16 protein-coding genes are annotated in these 16773 nt (G+C 34.1%); 10 read left to right on the top strand and 6 right to left on the bottom strand.

The genetic code is table 11. The annotated features are described in order from the left end of the window. Positions 1-205: 205 nt before the first annotated feature. From tolC to Q0940_RS12260, 3 genes are all read left to right on the top strand, one after another. The gene (gene tolC, locus Q0940_RS12270) at positions 206-1576 is read left to right on the top strand and encodes an outer membrane channel protein TolC (RefSeq protein ID WP_299268929.1); all 1371 of its coding nucleotides are present in this window, start codon (positions 206-208) and stop codon (positions 1574-1576) included. 598 nt (positions 1577-2174) lie between these two features. Then, positions 2175-2852 (top strand): TcpQ domain-containing protein, encoded by a 678-nt coding sequence (locus tag Q0940_RS12265; protein ID WP_299268927.1) that lies wholly within the window; start codon positions 2175-2177, stop codon positions 2850-2852. A gap of 12 nt (positions 2853-2864) precedes the next feature. Continuing rightward, positions 2865-4457 carry a vWA domain-containing protein gene (locus tag Q0940_RS12260; RefSeq protein ID WP_299268925.1) on the top strand — a complete coding sequence of 531 codons (1593 nt, stop codon included), beginning with the start codon at positions 2865-2867 and terminating at the stop codon, positions 4455-4457. Positions 4458-4503: 46 nt separating this feature from the next. Here the strand turns inward: Q0940_RS12260 and Q0940_RS12255 are convergent, their stop codons facing one another. The 3 genes from Q0940_RS12255 to smpB form a co-directional block, all read right to left on the bottom strand. After that, on the bottom strand, positions 4504-5289 hold the full coding sequence (locus tag Q0940_RS12255) for an NRDE family protein (RefSeq protein WP_299268923.1): 786 nt from the start codon (positions 5287-5289) through the stop codon (positions 4504-4506). Then, entirely contained in the window at positions 5276-5674 is a 399-nt protein-coding gene (locus Q0940_RS12250) for a hypothetical protein (RefSeq protein ID WP_299268921.1), read from the bottom strand. Before Q0940_RS12250 ends, Q0940_RS12255 begins: the two co-directional genes overlap by 14 nt. 194 nt (positions 5675-5868) lie before the next feature. Then, positions 5869-6348 (bottom strand): SsrA-binding protein SmpB, encoded by a 480-nt coding sequence (smpB, locus tag Q0940_RS12245; RefSeq protein WP_299268919.1) that lies wholly within the window; start codon positions 6346-6348, stop codon positions 5869-5871. 113 nt (positions 6349-6461) lie between these two features. Between smpB and Q0940_RS12240 the strand changes: the two genes are divergently transcribed. Both Q0940_RS12240 and Q0940_RS12235 read left to right on the top strand, forming a co-directional pair. Further along, positions 6462-6893, top strand: a complete 432-nt coding sequence (locus tag Q0940_RS12240; RefSeq protein WP_299268917.1) for a type II toxin-antitoxin system RatA family toxin — start codon at positions 6462-6464, stop codon at positions 6891-6893. Next, entirely contained in the window at positions 6886-7224 is a 339-nt protein-coding gene (locus Q0940_RS12235; RefSeq protein ID WP_299268915.1) for an RnfH family protein, read from the top strand. Before Q0940_RS12240 ends, Q0940_RS12235 begins: the two co-directional genes overlap by 8 nt. A 149-nt stretch (positions 7225-7373) precedes the next feature. Here the strand turns inward: Q0940_RS12235 and bamE are convergent, their stop codons facing one another. The 3 genes from bamE to Q0940_RS12220 all read right to left on the bottom strand — a co-directional run bounded on the left by bamE (position 7374) and on the right by Q0940_RS12220 (position 10500). After that, positions 7374-7721 (bottom strand): outer membrane protein assembly factor BamE, encoded by a 348-nt coding sequence (gene bamE, locus Q0940_RS12230; RefSeq protein ID WP_299268913.1) that lies wholly within the window; start codon positions 7719-7721, stop codon positions 7374-7376. 152 nt (positions 7722-7873) lie between these two features. Continuing rightward, positions 7874-8908: a hypothetical protein gene (locus Q0940_RS12225; RefSeq protein ID WP_299268911.1), complete on the bottom strand. Its 1035-nt coding sequence runs from the start codon at positions 8906-8908 to the stop codon at positions 7874-7876. 386 nt (positions 8909-9294) lie between these two features. Beyond that, positions 9295-10500 (bottom strand): dipeptidase, encoded by a 1206-nt coding sequence (locus Q0940_RS12220; protein WP_299268976.1) that lies wholly within the window; start codon positions 10498-10500, stop codon positions 9295-9297. 181 nt (positions 10501-10681) lie between these two features. Between Q0940_RS12220 and Q0940_RS12215 the strand changes: the two genes are divergently transcribed. The 5 genes from Q0940_RS12215 to Q0940_RS12195 all read left to right on the top strand — a co-directional run bounded on the left by Q0940_RS12215 (position 10682) and on the right by Q0940_RS12195 (position 16740). After that, a complete protein-coding gene (locus Q0940_RS12215; RefSeq protein ID WP_299268908.1) occupies positions 10682-11302 on the top strand; it encodes a FlgO family outer membrane protein in 621 nt (206 codons plus the stop codon). Positions 11303-11502: 200 nt separating this feature from the next. Continuing rightward, complete coding sequence (locus Q0940_RS12210; protein WP_299268906.1) at positions 11503-12099, top strand: hypothetical protein; 597 nt, start codon at positions 11503-11505, stop codon at positions 12097-12099. A gap of 240 nt (positions 12100-12339) precedes the next feature. Next, positions 12340-13125, top strand: a complete 786-nt coding sequence (locus tag Q0940_RS12205; RefSeq protein ID WP_299268904.1) for a hypothetical protein — start codon at positions 12340-12342, stop codon at positions 13123-13125. Between the two features lie 14 nt (positions 13126-13139). Next, a complete protein-coding gene (locus Q0940_RS12200; RefSeq protein ID WP_299268903.1) occupies positions 13140-16274 on the top strand; it encodes an SPOR domain-containing protein in 3135 nt (1044 codons plus the stop codon). Then, positions 16261-16740 (top strand): hypothetical protein, encoded by a 480-nt coding sequence (locus Q0940_RS12195; RefSeq protein WP_299268901.1) that lies wholly within the window; start codon positions 16261-16263, stop codon positions 16738-16740. Before Q0940_RS12200 ends, Q0940_RS12195 begins: the two co-directional genes overlap by 14 nt. Positions 16741-16773: the final 33 nt, after the last annotated feature.

The following is a 16773-nucleotide window of genomic DNA, read 5'->3' as shown; positions in this document are numbered from 1 at the left end:
TTTTAATTAATAGTTAACACTCGATATTAATCATTATATTAGATTGAACTAATATTACGTGTTATATACATACTCTGTTACACTTAGCCTTATTTATATCTAAGTAAAACATTACGAAAATCAATTAGAAACGTTACAATGATTTTAATTGTTACCTATTTAAACATAGACTTTTGCAAGTTTGGCTTCAGCCTAAGGAATAAAAATGAAAAAATCTTTTTTGTCGGCCTCTCTACTATTACTAGTATCGGGATTAAGTTTACAAGTTCAAGCGACAAACTTGTTAGAAGCATATAAAGATGCAGTAAAGAATGATCCTCAAACATTAAAAGCTAAAGCACAGTACGATGTGGCTAAAGCATCTGAAAGTGTTGCGTTTTCGAGCTTACTTCCTTCAATTGGATTTACAGCGAGTTACACAGCAACTGACTACGAAACTTATGTTGGCGCTGTAACGAGCACTGACTCTACAAATCCAACACCTTCTACATTTGATAACGATGTAACAACACTATCTTACGGATTAAGTTTGTCTCAGTCTATTTTCAAAATGGGCGATTGGTATTCATTGGATGCTGCTGAAAAACGCGCTTTGCAAGCTCAAGCTGGATTTGACTTGGCTCAGCAAACGCTTATAACTCGTGTATCTGTTGCTTACTTTAATGTATTAAAAGCTCAGGACAATTTAGAATTTATCCAAGCTGAGAAAAAAGCAATTGAACGCCAATTAGAACAAACTAAACAACGTTTTAATGTTGGCTTAACTGCAATTACTGATGTTCATGAAGCCCAAGCAAATTTTGATAGCGCAGTAGCTGAAGAGATCCGTGGTAAAAATAGCATTGAAATCGCAAAAGAAACGTTACGTGAAATTACAGGTAAATACTATTCAACGTTTGATGGTTTAAATACAGATCGTTTTGAAGCAACTATGCCTGCACCATTAAAAATTCAACACTGGGTAACCAAATCAGAAGAAAGTAACCTTGAATTAAAAGCAAAAGAGTTATTAGTTGAAGCGACTAAATACGATATTCAACGAGCACAATCAGGCCATTACCCTACGCTAGACCTTACTGCAAGCTTAACTAACAGTGATGAAAGTGGCCTTTATAATGCCGTGGATTATAATGAGCCAGCTCTTAATACAACATCTATTGGTTTAAATTTAACAGTTCCAATTTACTCAGGTGGCGCTACATCTGCTGCGGTTAAACAAGCTCAAGCTAATTATGTTTATGCTAGCCAAGATATGGAAGCGACTCATCGTTCTGTTGTTAGACAAGCTCGTACCTCATTTGCCGATGTTGTAGCTCTTGTTTCAACATTAAAAGCATTAGAGCAATCTGTTATTTCTGCAGAAAGTGCGTTAAAAGCCACTCAAGCAGGCTTTGAAGTAGGTACTCGTACCATAGTTGACGTATTAAATAGTACACAAAACTTATTTAACGCTAAACGTAACCTGTCTAACACTCGTTACGATTATATTTTAGCTATGTTAACGCTTAAACAATCATCTGGTTCATTAACTGGTAGTGATGTTGAAGCCGTTAATTCTGGATTATCCGCAAGTTAATTATATTTGCGTTTAATAAAACGGAGCTTGTCTCCGTTTTTTTTCGCCTATTTATTAATATTCCAATCATAAGTGAGGTATTATCAATAACAGATATTTACAACTTTATTTATTGGTATTCGTTTTAGCAAAACCGTCAAACAGAAAGCGACTACAACACAACCCTAAGTTACAACTAAGTTTTATAACTCCTAAATACTGACTAACTTAGCTTAGTGTCTATTTTTTATATTAATTAAGTTGGTTACCGTTTAACATTCAAGTAATGTTCAGAAAATGGTTTGGTAACTTTTGGATGAAGTGCCGACGAGATATGACTAATATAAACTTGGAATTATATCTACCTGATATAGATAAAACAGAACGTAGTCAGTAGTAACGATTCGTACTTTTATGCAACGGTTATGCGTTAAAGTTCTTACTAGAACTCAATAATTATCCAGTAAGGGATCCCACTGCAAGTGTATTTATAATAAACAATTGGATTGAGCAGTCGATATAAAATAATACCGAGCAATATATGTGGTGCATCGTCGTTTTAAAACGAGCTCGCCAGAAAACTCAAATCCTTATACTAATTTCTAAACAAGGTATTTTTATGCCAGATACAAATGCACCAACAGACAAAAAATCACGCTTAATGTTGAAACTACTATTACCCGCTGCTTTAATAGCAATTATCGTTGCAATTGTGTATTGGGGATTAGACGTTATTAGAGACCCGAATAAAACAACACATCAGATGGCGGACGGCGTTGCAAAATTTTACTCTACATTTAGAGAATCATTTACGCCTGGTGCAACACAACTAGATGAGTACACTCTCCAACTCCCCCCTGAAACTGAGTCTGTTTCACAAAAATTAGAAGCTCGCCGTTTATCGGTTGAACCAGGGAGTCCTAATTGGAGAGGTAAAGAAAAACGTCGCAGCTTTAAAGAAAATGAAACATTAAAAACTGCATTACAAGCCTTTGGGGAAGATGAAGACGTCTCCGTTATTTGGGATTTAAAATATGATTACATCATAAAAAATCATTTTGTTGAACGTGTTAACTTTAAAGAGTTAGTTGAAAGAATATCTAAAACAATTGGCAATGATTATGACGGTAAGATTCAAGGGTATTTTTGTCCAACAGAGCGCGCTATTATTATAACGGACAATCCCGATGAGTATGTTACTCAATCTTGCCAACTAACAATATCAAAAAGACGTATAGCTCTTGATAAAAAAAGAGAAGAAGATTATAAACGACGTCTAAAATTAGGCTTAAATTAACAAGGTGTTAAAATGAATAAATTATGTGCCATTTTATTAACAGCGGCTATATTACAAGGGTGTAGCTCTGGTGATAATGATGACGAATTTCCGGGGACTTATACAGTTGGTGGTTCTATATCTGGTTTAAGTGGTTCTATTACTTTATCTATTAATGGAACAAATGAAACCTTCGCTAATAACGGAGAGTTCACTGCTGAAACTCGTATAGATGACTCTGATAGTTACTCTGTTTCAATTGTCAGTACGTCAAATGACTTAAATTGCAGCATTACTAATAATACTGGCACATCAAACATTGATATTGATTCCATTGAAATAGATTGCAATGGCACAGACTTCTCGGCTTACCATTTAAATGGTTTAGCATTTAATGTTGAAGAGCCTTCCGTGATCAGCTTTGCTTTTCATTTAGTAGACCGTTATACAGAATTAGCGTTAGACACTTTAACTAATGATAATATTTCGCAGTACATTAACGTATTAGAAGATGGTTCACCGGCCTCAGTTAGTGACTCATTTTTAGAAATAGAACAAATGAGCAGTGTTAATGCTGAATACACAACTGTTTTTGCAATCGGTGTTAATTTGGATGAAGAGGACGAACTACTGCAGATTATACAAACAATAAAAGACACTATTGTTGACTCTGTTACTGGAGAATCCAAATTAGCTAACAATCAATCTATTTCCTTACTTACGTTTAATGGTGACATTTCTATTTTAATTGAACAAAGCCAAGATATAACAGAGTTAGTTGCAGCGTTAGATGCAATAGAACTTGGTGGTACCTCAACTAATTTAAATGGCGCAATAAAAGCAGGCAGTGAGTTATGGGACAATGAAATATCTCTAGATCTGATAAGCTACGGTAGCCTGATTGTTTTTACTGACAATGACGACAGTTCACAGGCAGTTACAGATGCACAAGTAGTGGAATCGATTGAAGATAAAGACGTATATTTTATCACCATAGGAGATGAAACTGACACAACAAAATTAGTCGAATTCACTTCTGAAAATAATATATTTAGTGAATCCGATTTTGACCAATTGTCTAATATTTTATCATCAACCTTGGCGCAAGTTAAAACCTACCAAGATGGTTTATATGTACTTTATTATGCTTCCCCTATCCGTGCTGGTGATCACCAGCTCACCATACAAGCTGTTGATGATTACACTTGTTTTACTGCAATTAACGATGAGGAAGAGGCTGAAATATCTCAAAACGGTAATTTAACAGATTGTGTAGATGAAGAAAGTTATAACTTTAATGCTGACGATTTCAGTGATGTGGTTACCTCATTAGCGATTACGGGTTCCGCTGACACATTCTCAGATTCCACTACCTTTACAGCAAGACTGCGCTGGTCTAAGGAAGTGCCTGACTTTTCTTGGGATGTAGATGTTTGCCAAGGTGATCTAACCTATGAAGTATCAGATGATGATAAATCCGTTACATTTACTAGAGGCTCTGACAGCTTAGCCGGTGGGACTGTAACACTGACAGAATCAGTAACAGATTTATCTGAAGAAAGTTATGTTATTTTGGCAACGGAATCTACCGACATAAATTCATTTTATAGAAATTGTGCAAACTAATACTAAAGCAACTAACTTTGTGCGACTTAATTAACTTTAAGCCAGTTTAACTCAGAGTGAATCCTGAATAAAAGAAGTGGTCAGTCGAACATGGCTGACCATTCCAATACTTCATTTTCACTATATGATCCATTAATACAATATGAGTTAATGATTGGGTCTTCGCATCATCCCTATGCATACAAATAGGATATCTCAAATCCCCTACCTTCAGATTATCATCAGCTCGTTCTAAGTTATTAATTGAATCATCTAAGCTGTCGACTGAATTATTTGGCAACGGTTGATGAGATTGATGCAATTTAATTAAATCATCATCATTTTCTATATTTAAAGAATCTACATAACGCTTTCTTAACTGGATAATTTGTTCTGCGTCTGAATGTCCTGACGAATAAATTTGTTCTGGTAGTGTATCTGCAACTAATTCAGTTTTGATACCGTCATAGTGCCAGCAAATTTGTTTTTCCATGCTGATCATGGCTAAATAAAACGGTTGTGACTTAGTTAGGTCTATGTTTGCCACAAACTTAGTAATTTCTGGTAATGAACGGCAACTTGCTAAACCGCGGATTAATAATCCCCTTGAAATCAATTCTAGCTCTGTACTTTTTAATAGCCCTTGGTAATCATTAAGTAATAAAAATACAAAACCGCATTGATTAACCGTTAACCAGCTTCCATTTCCGTCAGGATCCCTCGGCATTAAAAAATTAACCCTGCCGTCATTAAATACCTGCGGTATTTCTGCCTTAGCTCGATTAACTGATTCATCTCGGTTAAACGCTATAGAAATATGTGAATCAAATTTACGCCAATTAACACTGCACATTATGTTCGTACTTCTGAGTTGATGTCGCTTTACCAAAGTTAATACTTATAGGTAATTTCATAGTAAGAGCTAAAATACGAATAATAGCCATATGATGGGTTGTGTGGCTGTGCACAAATACTAATTCACGACGAAGACTACTTATACTCGCAACCGGATTTTCACAGGAGTTAGTACTACACAAAACATGAATACTTCTATCTGATGTGAAGGTGTCTAATTGTAGGGTAAGTGTTTTTAACGCTTCAATCGCGGTTTTCTGTTGCGTCTCAATTAATACGTTTCTTGCGCGTTTATCGTAATCGACAGTTTCAGCGGCGGATAATAAACTCTGATAGTGCTCTACAATATGACGAACGTGTGCACCGACAGTGCCACTGTTCATATTCAAACCATCATTAAATTTTGACTCAGGCAAAGTATCAATAAATTCGACAAGTTGATTTATTAATACTTTGTTGTCATAAACTTCAGTAAGTGGAATAGTTTTGATATGTGATCTCTGCTAATTAATTGTTCTACTTAATATAATAGAACAATTAAACTAAACTTTTATTTCAAACTATTTAAAAAAATTAATTATCTGGTTGAGTGTTTCATCAAACGTTCTTTCTGACGAGACCAATCGCGGTCTTTAATATCAGTTCGTTTATCATGATCATGCTTACCTTTAGCAAGGTGGAATGCAACTTTCACCCAGTTTCTCTGCCAATACATGCCAGTTGCCACTAAGGTATAACCTTTACGTTCTACCGCACCGATTAATTCAGCAATTTCTTTTTTCTTTAATAATAATTTGCGCTGGCGAGTCGGCTCACATAAAACATGTGACGACGCTTGGTTTAACGGTTGAATTTCAGCGTTTAATAAAAACACTTCTTCATTCTTTAAAAATACATAAGTGTCGGTAATATTCACTTTACCTGCACGGATACTTTTAATTTCCCAGCCTTGTAATTCAATGCCAGCTTCAAATTTCTTTTCTAAGATATAATCGTGTCGCGCTTTTTTATTTAACGCTATCGAATTTGATGGAGTACTTGGTTTTTTCTTGGCCATAATTCTTACTTAATTAGATTCCGCAACAGTATAACGATTGATAACCATTTTTTGTACGTATTTCTCTAGTTACTTTGGTAGAATACAAAAAAAATTAGATAACACATATATTTATGGCAAACATATCACGTAGTGCGTTAGTTATGTATAGCTGCGAACAAATGTATAAATTAGTTGATGACATTGAGTTATATCCTCAATTCATTCCTAATTGTGCTGATTCAAAGCGCATTCAGATAAATGAAAATACAGTAGAGGGCTCATTATTGATCAGCTCTGTTGGTATTAGTAAATGGTTTACCACCCAAAATGAATTAACTGCAAATAAAGAAATAAAAATGCAATTACTTAATGGGCCATTTAAACACTTAACTGGCGTTTGGAAGTTTACCGAATTAGATCAATTCGCCTGTAAAGTAGAATTAGATTTAGAATTTGAGTTTTCATCTAAAATGATCGAATTGGCATTTGGTGGCATTTTTAATAATTTAGTGGCCAATATGGTTTCAGCATTCACCCAAAGAGCGAAAAAAGTTTATGAGTAATAATATCAAAGTTGAGCTTGTTTATGGTTTACCACACCAACAAACCTTACTGTCTTTAGAAGTGCCTAAAGGTAATACTGTTGAGCAAGTTATTATTAACTCAAAAATAGACAAACAGTACCCTGAAATAGATTTGAGCGTTAACAAAGTTGGAATTTGGAACAAAAGTTGTAAATTACAAGATATAGTAAATGATGGTGACCGAATCGAAATTTACCGACCTCTTATTGCAGATCCAAAAGAAGTGAGAAAACGCAGAGCTGAAAAAGCGATTGAAGAAGGCCGCGCCGATAAAGTAACTGGCGGTAGACCAAACCCAAGAAAGAAATAATACTTATTAATCCTACCCTTTAATAAGTTCTAGCGGTTACAACTAAATACAATTCCATAAAAAAATCCCCAAACTAAGTTGGGGATTTTTTATTTTACAGGTTACGCTAATTAACTTTCCTATTACTTTTTGGGTAAATTTCTCAGTTATTAGTTTTCATCCAGCGATTTATTGAATTCTTCAGGTTGCTCAAAGTCACCGCTTATAGCCGTTAACAAGTCATCATTAAAATTAACAACAAGTTCTTTACGAGTTGTCTTATCTGTTTTTCCAGACTTATTAGTATAAACATAATGCCATTTATCTGACTTAAATGGATTTTCAATCAGTGGGCTACCCAAAACAAACTGAACTTGTTCTTTTGTCATACTAATTCTAAGTTTGTCTACATCTTGCTGATTAAGATAGTTACCTTGGTTTATGTCATATTTATAAATCCAAAGACTACAGCCACTAAGGCTAAGAGTTAGGATAAATGTGATTAAAATTTGTTTCATAAAATACTGCTACATCTCAAAATTGATTAGTCTATTTGACTCAACAGACCTAAAAAGTTCCGTAATACTAACAGAATAAATATATGCAGGTAAGCTTAGGGGGCGTTTATCTTTGATATTTTGCTCATCACTTATTAAATAATGAGCGTAAATTATGCGGCTGTGGATAATGTTGGAATGCTAGCTAATAATTTAGCCCATAATTTTCCAGACGTATCAAAATCTAAATCATTTTCTCTTACTTCAAACTTAATACCCATCTGGGCCGTAAAGTCCGCTAGTTGTTGGGTAGTTAAAACATCTGCTTTATTTAAGCGTTCAACAATAACCTTGCCTCTAGATAAAACAAATACTTTAGATTTAGCATCTAAGACATTATCACCATTTATTAAATTGGTGCTAGCCCCCTCAACCAAATTTAAATTATCAAATACATGCGGCTTTAAAAACTCATCAAATACCATAAAACTTAATAAGCTTGTTGCCATTGGCTTATATTGATTGATTGATGATCTTTGCTGTTCACATTCAAATGCTGTGGTATTTAATGCATCATGTTTAACGGACTGTACCGCTCTGTCGAATAACTTTAGTAATACAACAAAAGAATACGAATTTATAAAGGTTAAATGATATGCAATATCTTCATCGATAAACTCATTTATATGAATTGCATTCTCCATCGTCTTCTCTGCAAATGCGTCTGATAACTCCACCACTTGTTGCAATAAATATTGGTTTTCATCACTCATTTGAGAAGCGAAATAGCGCCAAGCAATATGCGCTAAACGTTTGTTTATATATTTACTTTCTAGATAAGTAACTAAATTGCCCTGTTCAATTGCCGTTGAATATACATCTTGGCCAAGTTCAATCTCAACAGCTGATTTCAACCAATAATTATCATCTAACATTGAAACCAAACCATTTTGAGTTAATTGGTTCTTCATTATCAACTCTAATAAATGACTAAACTTATGGGTTGCTGCATCTAAACTACAGATTGATGAACTCCAATTAAGTTGTCGAGCAAGCCTCTGCTCTAACGCCGAGTCTAACTTCTGTTCTATATCTGATTTAACATCATATTCAGTGCGAGCATAATTTGAAAAACATAAACTACGATAAAACACGTCGTTTACATCATCTAATAATATGCATTTAGCTAAATCATGAATTGAAGTCATAAATTAAGTTCTCGTTACGTTGCTAGAAAATGTTTCTAAATAGAGTTGAGCCAGAAAATGTGTAGCTATAAAAAGGTGTAGCTATAAAAGTAACTAAATTAAAAACATACAATTATTTAATAGCACCTAAGCATAATAGATAAAAAAACAATGAAGCTGTATAGGGGAATACCTAAATTAAGAGTGTATTTAGGATTAAACTTATTTAATCAATAGATGGCCAGAAGGGAAATATATTTAACTTTTAAATCATAGAGTTATATAAATAATAAAAACCTAACAAGATATTTACAAAGTAAAGGTCCCTGTTAGGTTTTATAAGGGGCTGTTTATCTTTCATATTCTGCAATGTACAAAGATAAGCAGCCGCTATAAGTTAAACGAGTTTATTTTTGAGACTGTGCTAATTGTTCAACTTTTTTCCATACTCGCATGAAATTACCAGACAATATTTTTTTAATATCTTTCTCTGAATAACCTCGATTAATTAGACCTTGTACTAACTGTGGATAATAAGATACATCTTTAAGATCACGAGGCAACGAGTCACCAACACCATCATAATCAGAACCAATCCCGATATAATCAATGCCAACTAAGTTTTTAACATGGTCAATATGATCTAATACCGTATCTAAGCTAGCAAATGGGTATGGGTTATTATCTTTATATAGCTTTTCTATCCGTTTGGCTTTTTCTTCACCTCTTTTAGTATTTTCAGCTTCATACTTAGCTTTTAGCGTATCTTGCCACTCTCGTGGAGCCGCTGATACAAAGCTAGAACCAAAGTTAATTTGGATAACCCCGCCATTTTTAGCCAATGCTTTGATCATTTCATCATCCATATTACGCTCAAACCCTGGAGTAAATTTACGTAAAGAAGAGTGCGATGCTATAACAGGCGCTTTGGTTAGCTCTAAAGCTTGATAAAACGCATCATCGGATACATGAGAAATGTCGATCATCATGCCTATTTTATTCATTTCTGGAATGAGTTTTTTACCAAATTCACTTAACCCTTTCCACTGGCGACGTAAATCATAAGAAGAGTCAGAGATATGATTAGATAATGAATGGGATAAAGTGACATAACGAATACCTCGTTTATAAAACATAGCTAAATTATCAAAGCTGTTGGCTATTGGGCTGCCGTTCTCCATCCCCATAGGTAAAGATATTTTACCTTGTTTAAATTGCGCATAAACATCGTCTGTTGAATACGCTACGGCAAACTTATCCCCTGCGCGGTAGGCAATTGCCTCAACCGAATCAATCAATTGATGCGCTAGTTGCACACCAAAGTCTTTTCCTTCACCTTCATAAGTTGCAGGGATATAAATAGACATAAATGGTGCATTTAATCCGCCAGTTTTAGCACGAGGATAGTCAAAATCGCCACCGTCAGTCGCTTTTGTAACATCTACCCATTTCTTATGCATGCGGTAAGGCACATCAATATGGCTGTCGACGATTATAGTTTCTTGAGCTATTTTTTTTGCTTTTTCTGATACAGTGACCGCCTGTAAACTTGTAGAAAGACTTAACAAAGATACAGCTAAAATTGGTAAATATTTTGTTGCTAACATTAGAATCCTTATTCTTTATGATAGGTTAGTAGTGGGTTAACTATAATCAGATGTCAGTTCAAAAGAAAATGATTTGTTTTAACTTATCGATACACTGGTTATATTTTGGCAACAAACCACTTTATAACTGGCGTATTTATTGCTTATATCAAATCAAAATTTCAACATTCTAAATTCGGATTTCGCTATGAAGTTATTATTACTATTAATTGTTATGCACTTACTAGTTGGTTGTGTGGCTGCTGGTTACCACAACGAGCATAATGCTGGCCGCTTCAAACAATTTGGTTATGGCTTTATTACTGAAGATGAAGCTGAACATGCAAATGTAAATTTAATCGATAGTAAGATCTTAAAAGCTTATGCAGATCGCTTAGCGTTTGAAATGACCAAACAAGTTAATCCAGACAAATTAGGTTTGATGACGGTTACCTCATTTGTTGAACTGGACGATAATTTAAATAATACCAACCCTCTGGGTAATCAATTAAGTGATACTTTATTAATATCTCTAAAAGAGGTTGGCTTTTTTGTTGAAGATTTGTACACCGCCAGCGACGTTCAAATAACAGATAAAGGCGCATTTGTTTTTTCTAGAACCATAGATAAACTAAGAAAGCTAGAATCTGAATTTATTTTATCTGGTGTAATTAACTACACGCCTAACTCAGTAAATATCAATGCAAGGGTAATAAATATCAAACAATCTGAGATTGTTGCCGCGCATTCTTTTAGTATCCCTAACTATATTGTTCGCAGTTCATATCCTATTGTTGATGGTGTAGATATAATAATAAAAGGGAAATAATGTTTATTTTCAATATGTTAAAACCAAGTCATAAAAATTATTAAAGATTTATACCCTCAGTCCGATAAAGTTAATGAATCTAGATAGAGTCATTAACTTTAAGGTATACCCTTATATATTATTAAAGACTCACCTTGTATATTATATAAACAGTTTAATTACGTATGACTAGCAACTTTTAACATTTTAGGAAATTAATTATGAAAAAAAATATTATTTCAAAAGCATTAGCAAGTTCAGTATTAGTTGCGGCATCAATGTCAGCTAATGCTACAACAACTCCTGTTACAGTTTCTTTCGGGGTACTACCTGCTCTTATCATCACGGAAACTTCTGCATTTACTCCTGGTGACATATTAACCGGTACTGATACAAGTGTATGTACTTGGGCTCCTACTTTTCTTGACGCGGTTACTGCTCCAGATGGTGCTGTAGATGATGTAAACGTAGTTAGAAGTGGTGATGGCTGTCCAACACAAGCAATTTCTGCTGGAACCGTAGAAACAACTGGTATATATAAAGTTGATGGTGGAACAACAGCGGTAAACGTTGAAATTGATATTGAGTTACAATCATCTACAACTCATACATCTATTCTATGGACGCCTACAGGTATAGCAACTCCATCAGATATATCTTACCCTTCTGTTGTTATTCCAGCTGATACACCTACAACAGTTAATACAGGTGGAAGTGGATATGTTGTTTTATATTTAGGTGGTGAGTCAGAAATTGTTGCTGGTGCTGATATCATTACTGGTGAAAACGTAGCGTTTAATATTGTAGCTATATATTAATACTTAGCTTTCTTTTTCATATTAAGAAGCGAGTTATCTATGGGTAACTCGTTTTTTTTATACTTAAATTTAAGTAAGTAAATTTAACTTTATTAGCCTCAGCATTAGAAATATCAAACACAAACTCCAATAAACCTCTATCCCAACCCTATAAAATTTAAGAATATTAAAATTACGGTCTAAAACTTGCTGTAATGCTGTTAGTATTTAGATTACATTCATTTCAGTAAAGGTTTTCCTATGTTAATAAAAAGTACAGTTATCTTTTTACCCCTACTTATGTCTCTAAGTGTAAAGGCTGGCGTAAGTTTTACAAATTTACGTGTTTTTATTGATAATAAAAGTAATAAACAAGATTTTACATTACTCAACAGAGGTAATGAATCAGAGAGCTGTCAGATATCGCTCATCGATTACAACGTTGCAGAAGATGGCTCTTTAACAGCATTAGAACAAAATAAAAGAACATCGAATAGCGCTCAACCTTATGTAAGACTTTCACCAAAACGTGTAACCATCAAGCCGCAACAATCACAAAAGTTAAAGATCATAGCAAGGGGTTATAGGAAAGCAGAAAGTAATGAACTGCATAGTTACTTATCCATTGCCTGTAAACCGAGTGATGACGGTTTACTATTCAAAGATGAAACTAATAGCAAGTACAAAACCCCATCAATAAGACCTGTAATGATTAGTCGTATTCCAATCATCATTAGAAAACAGCAAGTTCCTGTAAATATTGACTTTACTGATATAACATTTACTACAAAAGGTGAAAAGACACTCTTGAATTTCACGCTTTTAAAAGAAGGAGAAAGATCAATATATGGAAAATTAAAACTCCTTGATGAAACTGGCGAACAAATAGCTATAAAATCAAGTGTATCAGCTTATATACAAGCAAAAGCTATTAAGCATACATTACAGTTTAAAAATACAGACAGTAAAAAGTTCACTCTTTTATATGAAGAAAATCCTAAGTTTGGTGGGACCGAAACCAAATCAATTGAAATTACTAAACCTTAAAGGCTTGGATTGATATGTTAACGTTTTTTCGATTTTTTTCATTTATTGCTATTCTTGTTTTATTATTTACATCTACTGCGAGTTTTTCACAGCAAGTAGAAATAAATGAACAAGAACTAGATTACGAAATATTTGATATTGTACTAAAAGAAAAAACGTTATATCAAAGTGCTGAATTTTATCGCACTAACGATGGTAATATATTAGCACCACTGCAATTAATTGAATCGTTATTGGAAATAGATTTAACATACAATCCTGATTCAAGCCAATTTATTGGCGGTTTTGCTGATATAAAGATTGATACTAGCTTACAACAATTAGCTTCATCCATTAATGGCCCTGCATATTGGTCTAATACTGAACTGGGCTATTATTTTGATATTAAATTAATGTCTGAGTTACTACGATCAGAATTAGTTGTAGAATATGATTCCCTATCTTTAATTATAACTCCTAAAGAAAAAGCCTTAAACTTCCCTATTGAAGTTAGGTTGTTAAGAGAGTCTAAAGAACTAGCTTATATACCAAGTGATACCGTTCATTATAATTTCATGGTTGACGATGAATACCGTTTATTCACACCGCCAAAAGGGCAAGTCGCTTTGACCTTAACAAAAAATCAGTACAACACCTACCTTAATAGTAACTTAAGTTTATACGGTGATGTATTAAACCATGCTGCAAATCTAACTTTGAATACCAATACGGTAAATAATGATGTTGCAGGTAGGTTAACCTTTAGACGTGATCAAATAAGTCCTACTAAAAAGATTATTGGGGTATTAAATAATTATTCTTTTGGTGATGTATCTAATACATTAACTCGTTTTGGTACAGCCGTAAGTGGATTAGGCTTTAGCTTCAGTACCATAGATAAACGCTTTAATAACTATTACGGTAAAGCAATTATAGATGAGAATGTACCTGCTGGGTGGGAAGTTGAGCTTTATCGTTATGGCTTTTTAATTGCTATTACAACGTCCACAGAAGACGGTAGAGTTTTATTTGAAGATATAGACGTAAACTATGGGACCAATAGATTTACATTAAAATTATATGGTCCTTATGGTGAAACAGAAACAAGAAATGTTGATGTTATTGTAGGTAATCAAATTATAAAACAAGGCAATATCGACTTTACCGTCAACTATGTAGATCAAACTAAAAGTATATTCAATAACTCAAATTCAGATATAAATTCGGAATTCATTCCTACTTTATATGTACAGTCTAATATAGGTCTAGGTAATAAAACTAGTGCTGGTATAGGCTATTTAAGTCAAGAGTTTGCAGGTATAGCTAATGAAAAAGAAGAACAAATCATTTTATCATTATCTAAATCCTTACCTAACTCTTTATTAGATATTAGTGCCACACTTAACGACACGGATAAGTATAATTACAACTTAAACTTAGTAGGCGCTATTGGAGAACAAAGTCGTTATCGGTTCGCAGCCCAAAGTAATAAAAATAATACGTCAGAAAGTAGTTCCATTACAGCTAATTACTTTACTCGGTTTGATAACTTAAGTATTACAGCTATATCAGGCTTTACAAATAACGTGTATATAGCAGAAAATGTTGATATACAAAATTATCAATTAGCTTTATCGGCTCCAATTTTTGACTTCAACATAAGTAACAAGTTTCAATATACCAAAACTCATAGCGATATTGTTACAAATCCAGATAAAGAAGTAATCGGTGGAGAGTTAAGCTTAACGAAAAGCTTTACACCTTTAATTACATCTCGTTTCTCGTTAAATTATTTATTAAATAAAGTTGAAGAGCAAGAAGCTGGTGTAAGGTCTGTACATTTTAGCACTAATTGGCGTACGTTAGCTCAAATGAATGGTTCGTTTGATATTAACCTCTACGAAGATGATGTATATCAGTTAGTTAATCGTTTTGCCTGGAAAACTAAAAAAATTAACTTAACTAGTAGTCTGGCTTATTCAAGTTTAACCGAGTGGAGTATTGGTATAGGTATCACCTTCAACCTAGATTATGACTATTATAAAAATGAGGTGAATTTACAAAGTGAATACAGCGCACAATCATCAACACTGGATTTATTTACTTACCATGATAGAAATAAAAGTGGCAGCTTTGATGAATTTGATTCTTCCCTAAGTGGTGTAAAATTTGGATCAGTCCCCTATTGGCAAGATCTCCCTACTAATAGGAGAGGTTATACCTATTTGCCTAATGCTCGTATAGGTAGACCTTTTAAAATCAACTATGACACTAGGGAAACCAAGTCAGATTTGCTTTCTCCGGTTTATGAAGATGTATATTTTTATACCCATGCCGGTGGTGTGACTTCATTTGACGTACCGTTTAACTATACCTCCTATTTAGATGGCTTAATTGTTAACTTATCTGATAAAACCGTGCCTCCTAATATCCCTTTACAGTTAGTAACAATGAACAATAAAGTGTTAAAAACATTTAAAAGTGATTTTAACAGTAGTTATTCTTTAGAGAAAATGTGGCCTGGGAAGTATAAAATACGAATTGAACCTGGGTATTTAGACAAGCTAGGTTTAGTTTCATTACCCGCTGAGCACTTAATTAATATAAAAACAGGCACCAACTTTGTTGAAGTCCCTGATTTTGAATTAATCAATGTAGAAGAGCACTTAAAAAACACATCAGAATTAGCTCATAATGAGTTTTATACGGTTCAGTTTGGCGCATACGATAGCAGAGAGTATTGTGCATTAAGAGTGGCGCAGTTGAAACAATCTGGTTTTGCTGATGCGTTCTACATTATTGAAGGAACTAATTGTAAAGTGTTTGTTGGTGAATTCCGCACCGGTGCTGCCGCTGACGAATATAAGAGTACCATGCCAAAAACCTTGGTTGATGATGGTTTCACCGTCATTTACCGAGAAGGCGAAGATATTTATTCAATTCAAGTGGAAGCCTATTCAATACAATTGTCAGCTGTAATAAAAGACGGAAAATGTGACACAGCTGCATTTGAAGAGATAACCAGAAAACTTGACCATTTATACATAGTTGAAACTGATTCTTATTGTAAGCTGTATTTAGGTGATTACACCTCGCCACTAAATGCCAGAAATGCACTCGATAAGTTACCCGATAGCGTAAAAAAAGGAGCATTCCTTGTTAAACATTAAACATACTCTACTCATATCACTTTTATTATTTTCTAAATTCATCTTTGCTGCGGGGGAAGTCTTAACCGTAGTACAAGACATAAACTTTGGCGAGACCAGTCCAAGAGCAGGTAGCTGTGTAATGGACGTGATCACTGGTGATATTACACCCGCAACCTTATGTGTGTCAGATGGAACTCTTGGTAAATACACAATTACCGCAACAGCCAATACCAATATAGAAATCAAAGCTATATCTACTGTTGGCGATGTTAATGGTTTTATATTGGAGCCTACACTGAGACTCACTAATAATTTGGGCGAGGAAGCGACTAATCTAAATCCAGATACTTATATAGACTTTAGTACAGGCTCTGATGGTTTAATAACTGTATATATGGCTGGAACATTAACCTTTCCAGATGGTCTAGCTAGTGGCAGCTCACAAACCCTCAGTGCTGAGTTGGAATTTACTGAAGATCCTTAATCTTTAGACTTAAACCAAATAACGGATAAGGTT

The sequence above is a fragment of the uncultured Psychrosphaera sp. genome, from assembly GCF_947500655.1.
GTDB lineage: Bacteria > Pseudomonadota > Gammaproteobacteria > Enterobacterales > Alteromonadaceae > Psychrosphaera.
This window is presented reverse-complemented; position numbering and strand designations above follow the sequence as displayed.

Excerpts from the sequence above, each read along its gene's own strand:
- tolC (WP_299268929.1), top strand. The coding sequence starts at position 206 with ATGAAAAAATCTTTTTTGTCGGCCTCTCTACTATTACTAGTATCGGGA.
- Q0940_RS12265 (WP_299268927.1), top strand. The coding sequence starts at position 2,175 with ATGCCAGATACAAATGCACCAACAGACAAAAAATCACGCTTAATGTTG.
- Q0940_RS12260 (WP_299268925.1), top strand. The coding sequence starts at position 2,865 with ATGAATAAATTATGTGCCATTTTATTAACAGCGGCTATATTACAAGGG.
- Q0940_RS12255 (WP_299268923.1), bottom strand. The coding sequence starts at position 5,289 with ATGTGCAGTGTTAATTGGCGTAAATTTGATTCACATATTTCTATAGCG.
- Q0940_RS12250 (WP_299268921.1), bottom strand. The coding sequence starts at position 5,674 with ATGAACAGTGGCACTGTCGGTGCACACGTTCGTCATATTGTAGAGCAC.
- smpB (WP_299268919.1), bottom strand. The coding sequence starts at position 6,348 with ATGGCCAAGAAAAAACCAAGTACTCCATCAAATTCGATAGCGTTAAAT.
- Q0940_RS12240 (WP_299268917.1), top strand. The coding sequence starts at position 6,462 with ATGGCAAACATATCACGTAGTGCGTTAGTTATGTATAGCTGCGAACAA.
- Q0940_RS12235 (WP_299268915.1), top strand. The coding sequence starts at position 6,886 with ATGAGTAATAATATCAAAGTTGAGCTTGTTTATGGTTTACCACACCAA.
- bamE (WP_299268913.1), bottom strand. The coding sequence starts at position 7,721 with ATGAAACAAATTTTAATCACATTTATCCTAACTCTTAGCCTTAGTGGC.
- Q0940_RS12225 (WP_299268911.1), bottom strand. The coding sequence starts at position 8,908 with ATGACTTCAATTCATGATTTAGCTAAATGCATATTATTAGATGATGTA.
- Q0940_RS12215 (WP_299268908.1), top strand. The coding sequence starts at position 10,682 with ATGAAGTTATTATTACTATTAATTGTTATGCACTTACTAGTTGGTTGT.
- Q0940_RS12210 (WP_299268906.1), top strand. The coding sequence starts at position 11,503 with ATGAAAAAAAATATTATTTCAAAAGCATTAGCAAGTTCAGTATTAGTT.
- Q0940_RS12205 (WP_299268904.1), top strand. The coding sequence starts at position 12,340 with ATGTTAATAAAAAGTACAGTTATCTTTTTACCCCTACTTATGTCTCTA.
- Q0940_RS12200 (WP_299268903.1), top strand. The coding sequence starts at position 13,140 with ATGTTAACGTTTTTTCGATTTTTTTCATTTATTGCTATTCTTGTTTTA.